This is a genomic window from Streptomyces panacea (assembly GCF_040560175.1).
Classification (GTDB): Bacteria; Actinomycetota; Actinomycetes; order Streptomycetales; family Streptomycetaceae; genus Streptomyces; species Streptomyces panacea.
In genome coordinates this window covers 1-6,216 of record NZ_JARJHW010000283.1, presented here as the reverse complement: position 1 = coordinate 6,216, position 6,216 = coordinate 1, and the positions used below count along the sequence as shown (strand labels likewise).

The 6,216-nt window shown below is 72.4% G+C and carries 5 protein-coding genes; 2 read left to right on the top strand and 3 right to left on the bottom strand.

Features of this window, described 5'->3' with window-relative positions; genetic code table 11:
• Window positions 1-232 precede the first annotated feature (232 nt).
• Entirely contained in the window at window positions 233-574 is a 342-nt protein-coding gene (locus tag P3L51_RS34455) for a DUF5713 family protein (protein ID WP_354609301.1), read from the bottom strand.
• Window positions 575-799: 225 nt separating this feature from the next.
• On the opposite strand from P3L51_RS34455, the gene P3L51_RS34450 reads away from it, so the two are divergent.
• A complete protein-coding gene (locus P3L51_RS34450) occupies window positions 800-2,932 on the top strand; it encodes a restriction endonuclease (protein WP_354609300.1) in 2,133 nt (710 codons plus the stop codon).
• A gap of 192 nt (window positions 2,933-3,124) precedes the next feature.
• Window positions 3,125-4,222, top strand: a complete 1,098-nt coding sequence (locus P3L51_RS34445; RefSeq protein ID WP_354609299.1) for an NAD-dependent epimerase/dehydratase family protein — start codon at window positions 3,125-3,127, stop codon at window positions 4,220-4,222.
• Here P3L51_RS34445 and P3L51_RS34440 read toward each other — a convergent pair.
• Entirely contained in the window at window positions 4,169-4,975 is an 807-nt protein-coding gene (locus P3L51_RS34440) for an isocitrate lyase/PEP mutase family protein (RefSeq protein WP_354609298.1), read from the bottom strand. The genes P3L51_RS34445 and P3L51_RS34440 overlap by 54 nt on opposite strands.
• 129 nt (window positions 4,976-5,104) lie before the next feature.
• On the bottom strand, window positions 5,105-6,208 hold the full coding sequence (locus P3L51_RS34435; protein ID WP_354609302.1) for a sensor histidine kinase: 1,104 nt from the start codon (window positions 6,206-6,208) through the stop codon (window positions 5,105-5,107).
• Window positions 6,209-6,216 lie beyond the last annotated feature (8 nt).

Genomic DNA, 6,216 nt, shown 5'->3' with positions numbered 1-6,216 from the left:
AAGAGACAGCCCGGCATCCCCCCGCGCGACCGCCGACCCGCCAAAGGCCAACGAGCCGGCCACGGCGGCGGCGGACAGTGCGAGGAGGAGGGCTCTCTGGCTGTTGTTCCGGTAAGTCGTCATACCGCAAGGGTTGTTGACGGGGCGCCTGTTTCCCATGTGGCAGGCAGGCATCCGGGGGATGGGGGTATCCCCCGGGGCCGCCGAGGGGAACACCGGCCGAACACCCCCCTCACCAGTCGCGTTCGGCGACCAGCTCCTCCAGATCCGCGTCCGCGAAGCCGTAGGCATCCGCGATGAACCCGAAGTCCCCGGCTATCTCGTCGCGTGCCATGGTCTCGATCTCACTCCCCGCTGCCCAGAACTCCTCCTGCAACCGGTTGAACTCCTCCGTCGCCCCCTCGGTGAGCGCGTACAGCGCCGCCAGGTCAACCGGCCGCTCCGCCTCGATACGCGCGCACAGCCGAAGCAGGATGTCCCGCCCCTTGTCGAGAAGGTGATCCGGGAAGTACTCGTCCCCGTACAGCGCGCGCAGAAACACCCGCCCCGCCACCTGCTGGTTCGTCATCGACATGGTGATCCCCATCCCCCTCGAAGAGCCGAGGTGTCGATCCTGCACCACGGGTCTGACAACCGGGTGGGGAACGAGTTCGGCGGTGTGGACTCCGCGTATCTCTCGGGAAATGAATCAGTTGGGCGAACACGCCGCAGAGGCGTGGGCGGAGCGATATCGTCACGGCTTCAACCAATTGCCGCATCTGGGGCGCCCACGGGCGAACCGGGGAGGAAGCAGAACTCGATGAGCCGCCGTTCTCACGGACTGATAGGCACCTGGGCGGAGATCCAGCAGCAGCAACGACGCCAGGACGAGGCGCAGCGGCGCTCGTGGGCGCAGGCGCAGCGGGAGCAGGAGCGTCAGCAGCGGGCCGCCGAGCGGGCGGCGTCGCGCAACCGGCGCGAGCAGCAGGCCGCCTACCGGCAGCGGCGGGAGGCCGACGCGCGGCAGCGGACCGAGGAAATCGAGCGCCGGGTGCAGGTGTTGGAGAGCTTGCTGGTCACAGGGTGTGCCGCGCCGGGTTTCACGCCCGCCGCGCTGGCCCGGCCCGAGCAGGTGGAGCCGTTCTCGCCGGGGCAGCTCGCCGTGCCCGTACCGATGCCGGACCCGAACGCCTATCCGCCCCAGACGGGCGGCGGTTGGGGATTCGGGGCCAACCGGCAGGCACAGGAGCAGGCCCGCGCGCGGTTCGAGTACGACTGGCGGGCCGCGCAGGACGCGGAGGCCAGGCGCCAGCAGCAACTCGCCGCCTATCGTGGGCAGTACCAGCAGTGGGCCGACGAGCAGTTGGCCGCGATACGCCACCACAACGCGGGCATCGCCGGCCTGGTCGCCACCCTGCACCGGGGCGAACCCGGCTCCGTGGTGGACTACTTCACCGCCGCCCTGTACGCCTCGCAGGGCTGGCCCGAGGACGTACCGCGCCAGGTTTCCGCCTCGTTCGACGCCGCCGCCCAACAGCTCATCCTGAACTGGGAGTTGCCCGCCCTGTCGATCGTGCCTGACGCGTCACTCGTGCGGTACATGCCGGGGGCCGACCGGGACAAGGAGGTCCGGCGTCCCGCAACCGAGCGCCGCACGCTCTACCGCGATGTCCTGGCCCAGTGCGTGCTTCTCGCCCTGCACGAGCTGTTCGTGGCCGATCAGTTCGGCGTGCTCGACTCGGTGGTCCTGAACGGATTCGTGGACGACACCGACCCCGCGACCGGACATCGGGCGCAGAAGTTCCTGGCCACCGTGATGGTGTCGCGCGCGGCGTTCGAGCAGGTGAATCTGGCCCAGGTGAGCGCGCCGGACTGCCTGGTGGACGGCTTACGGGGCCAGCTCTCGGACCGTCCGGACCGGGGCACCGCCGTACGGCCGGGCCGGCTGCCCGGCGAGGCCGGACGCAATGTGGTCACACACGGCGGCGGCGAGGAGCCGGACCTCCACGAGATGGATCCCCTGGAGTTCGAGGAGCTGGTCGCCGAGCTGTTCCGGGCGATGGGCATGCAGGCCGTCACGACGAAGCGGTCGGGCGACGGCGGTGTCGACGTCGACGCGCTGGATCCCGAGCCGATCCGGGGCGGCAAGATCATCGTGCAGGTGAAGCGGTACCGCAACACCGTTCCGCCGAGCGCGGTGCGCGATCTGTACGGCACGGTGCAGGACGCGGGCGCGAACAAGGGTGTGCTGATCACGACTTCGACCTTCGGTCCCGGCTCGCACGCCTTCGCCGGGGCGAAGCCCCTGACGCTCATCTCGGGCTCGGAGCTGGTCGACCTTCTGCACCGCCACGGCCTGAGCGGACGGCTCGGCCGGCCCGCGCGGCGAGCGCCGCGAGCGGAGCCCGTACCCGACATCGACACGGAGACCGGGACGGATCCCGAGCCGGATCCGGAGCCCGAACTCGACGATGCCAGTGTCCTCGGCCTGGCCTGGTCCGGCAGCGTGGCCCTGGACGTGTGCGCTCTCGTCTGCACGGGCAACCGGGTACTCGCCGAAGACCAGTTCGTCTTCTTCAACAACCCCCGCACCCCCGACGGCAGCGTGCAGATGATGCCGGGCTTCGGTGAGGACAAGGCCGCCGTCTGGGTGCGCTTCGAGCAGCTTCCCCGGGCCGCCGACCGGCTGGTGCTCGTCGCCGCCGTCGACCCGGAGGTCAACCCGCACGCCGACCTGTCCGGCCTCACGAACGCGCGCATCCGGCTGTCCGACCCGTCCGGAACGGGCATCGACGAACTGCCCGTCTCCGACGGCCGCGCCGGCGAGACCGCGCTCGTCCTCGGCTCCTTCCGCAAACGGGCGGGCGGTGACTGGGACTTCGTCACCGGCGGCAAGGGATATCCGGGCGGGCTGGTCGCCCTCGTGGAGGAGTACGGCATAGACGTCGAGTAGGCCGGGCGGTAAGTCGGCGTTGCCTCAGGCGGTGCGTCGGGCGGTGGGTCGCGCGGTGCGTCGGGCGGTGGGTCAGGCGGCGGGTCAGGCCGTGAGTGGCGCGGTACGTCGGGCGGTGCGTGATCTTACGGTCGCGTGACATGCCGTCGCGGGTCCCCGCCGCTCCGTGATCGCGCGCCTAGCGTGGTGGGCATGCGTGTACTTGTCACCGGCGGAGCCGGGTTCATCGGGTCGGAGATCGCCGGCGCTCTCGTCTCGCGCGGTCACGAAGTGGTCGTGTACGACGCCATGTTGCCCTCCGCGCACGGCAGGGCCGCTCCCCGGCCCGTGCGGGACGGGGAGCGGCTGGTCGTCGGGGACGTGCGGGACCGGGAGGCCGTCGACGCGGCGCTCGGTGGCGTCGACGCCGTCTGTCACCAGGCCGCCATGGTCGGGCTCGGGAAGGACTTCGCCGACGCGCCCGCGTACGTGGGGTGCAACGACCTCGGCACGGCCGTGCTCCTCGCCGCCATGGCCGGCGCGGGCGTGCGGTCGCTGGTGCTCGCCGGGTCGATGGTCGTGTACGGGGAGGGGCGCTACGACTGCCCGCGCCACGGCGTGGTCCGCCCAGGACCGCGTGCTGCCGCCGATCTGGAAGCGGGCCGGTTCGAGCCCAACTGCCCCGCCTGTGGTGCGGAGTTGACGCCCGGCCTGGTGGGCGAGGACGCCCCCGCCGATCCCCGGAACGTGTACGCCGCGACGAAGCTCACGCAGGAGCACCTGGCTTCCTCATGGGCGCGCGCGACGGGTGGGCGCGCCATGTCTCTGCGGTACCACAACGTGTACGGACCGGGCATGCCCCGCGACACCCCGTACGCGGGCGTCGCCTCCTTCTTCCGGTCCGCGCTGGCGCGCGGCGAGGCGCCCCGCGTGTACGAGGACGGCGGCCAGCGGAGGGACTTCGTGCACGTACGGGACGTGGCCGCCGCCAATGTGGCCGCGCTCGACGCGCTGTCCATGGCGGTGGCCCCCGGCTTCGCCGCGTACAACACCGGCAGCGGCGAGCCGCACACCATCGGCGAGATGGCCGCCGCGCTGGCGGCGGCGCACGGCGGGCCCGCGCCCGTCGTGACCGGCGAATACCGCCTCGGCGACGTACGCCATGTCACCGCCGACTCCCAGGCGTTGCGCGACGAGCTGGGCTGGAAGCCGGGGGTGGGGTTCGCCGAGGGCATGGCGGAGTTCGCGACGGCGCCGCTACGTGAGCCCGGGGGCGAGCCCGGACGCGTACTCGACCAGCCTCGTCTGTAGCTCCGGATACGGCGTCGCTCCGGGGACGGTACCGGTGCCCCGTACCGCTTCCGCGACGGCGACGGCCGCGTGGAGTGCGGCCCGGTACGGCAGGGATCCCGTACTCACGCGGCGTACGCCCAGCTCCGCCAGTTCGGCGGGCGAGAGCGTGGGGATCGCGAGGACGTTGAGGGGTACGGGGACGGCCGCCGCCAGTTCGCGCAACACGGCGGGGTCCGTGGCGCCGGGGACGAACACGCCGTCCGCGCCCGCCTCGACGTAGCGCGCCGCGCGTTCCAGCGTCGCGGCGACGGTGGCGTCCTGGCCGAGCCAGTAGGTGTCGACGCGCGCGTTGACGAACACCTCCGGGCAGCGCCGCTTCACCGCCGTGACCTTCGCGGCGTGCGCTGCGGGGTCGATGAGCGTCTCGGCGGTGCTGTCCTCGATGTTGACGCCCGCGACGGCCACCAGCGCGCGGACGTACACGGCGACCTCGTCCGGGTCGTCCGCGTAACCGTCCTCGATGTCCACGCTGACATGCACCGGCAGCGGTGCCAGCGCGCGGGCCAGGGCGAGGTTCGCGTCGCGCGTCGACCGGCCGCCGTCCGGGCGGCCGAGCCCGGAGGCGACCCCGAAGCTGGTCGTGCCGACCGCCTCGAACCCGGCGTGGACGAAGGCGAGGGCCGAGGGGACGTCCCAGGCGTTGGGGAGGACCAGGGGCCGCTCCTGGTGGTGCAGCGCGCGGAAGGTGTCGCGGGAAGTCGAGCGAGTCATACGCGAACCGTACGGACCTCGCCCCGCCCGGCGCCGTAACAGGACGGGTCGGGACGGGCGCCGTAAGGGGAAGGGGCGGACGGGCGTCGTAACCGGGCGGCGCGGGGCAGGACCGGATCGAGCCGCGTCTCAGGCCGCCGCCGCGGGGAGCGTCACCTCGAAGCAGCAGCCGCCCGTGACGTTGCGGACCGCCGCCCGGCCGGCGTGGGCCTCCACGATGCCTCGCACGATCGCGAGTCCGAGGCCCGCCCCGGCCGGGGGCGTACGCGCGTCGCTGCCGCGCCAGCCCGTGTCGAACACCCGCGGCAGGTCCTCCTCCGGGATCCCGCCGCAGCCGTCCGTCACCGACAGGACCACCCCGCCCTCGAAGTGGCGCGCGGTGACGGCGACCGTGCCGTCGGCCGGGGTCCGGCGGATGGCGTTGACCAGCAGATTGCCCAGGACCCGGCTCATCTCCTTGCTGTCGACCTCCACCGGTACGGCGTCGATACGGTCCCCCACGAGCCGTACGCCCAGCTCGCGCGCCAGCGGGTCGGCGCCGGCCAGCGCGTCGCCGACCAGGTCGTACACGGAGATACGGGCCGGGGTCAGGGTGAGTGATCCCGCGTGGATCCGGGAGAGTTCGAAGAGGTCGCCGACCATGCCGTTCATGCGCTCGACCTCGGTACGTATCTGTCGCAGGTAACGCGGGGAGTCGACGGCCATGCCGTCCTCCAGCGCCTCCGACATGGCGCGGAGCCCGGCGAGGGGCGTCCGCAGGTCGTGCGAGATCCACGCGACGAGTTCGCGCCGCGAGGTCTCCAGCGCGCGCTCGCGCTCACGCGAACTGTCCAGCTTGGCGCTGGTGGCCGCCAATTCGCGTGTCAGTGCGGCCAGTTCGGCGGTCGCCGGCTCGACGGGCGCGGCGAAGACGCCGCCGTCGCCGAACGACCGGGCGGCCAGGGTCAGGTCCCTGCTGCGGGCGACCATCCACCGTCCGAGGAGGACGGCGGTGAGGAGGGAGACGACGGCGGCCATCGCGACGACCGTCGTGACGACGCTCAGATCGTGCGGCGACAGGAACATCGCCCAGGCGACGGCGAGCGTCCCGGCGAGCATGGCCGTCACGGCGACGGCGGCGACCACGGTCACGGACACGACGAGCGAACGGTGCCGGAGGAGGCGCAGGGTGAGGGCACCGAGCAGCCCGGCGGCGGCCGCCCCGAGGAACGCGATGAGCGCGATGAGGAACATGTCGGTCA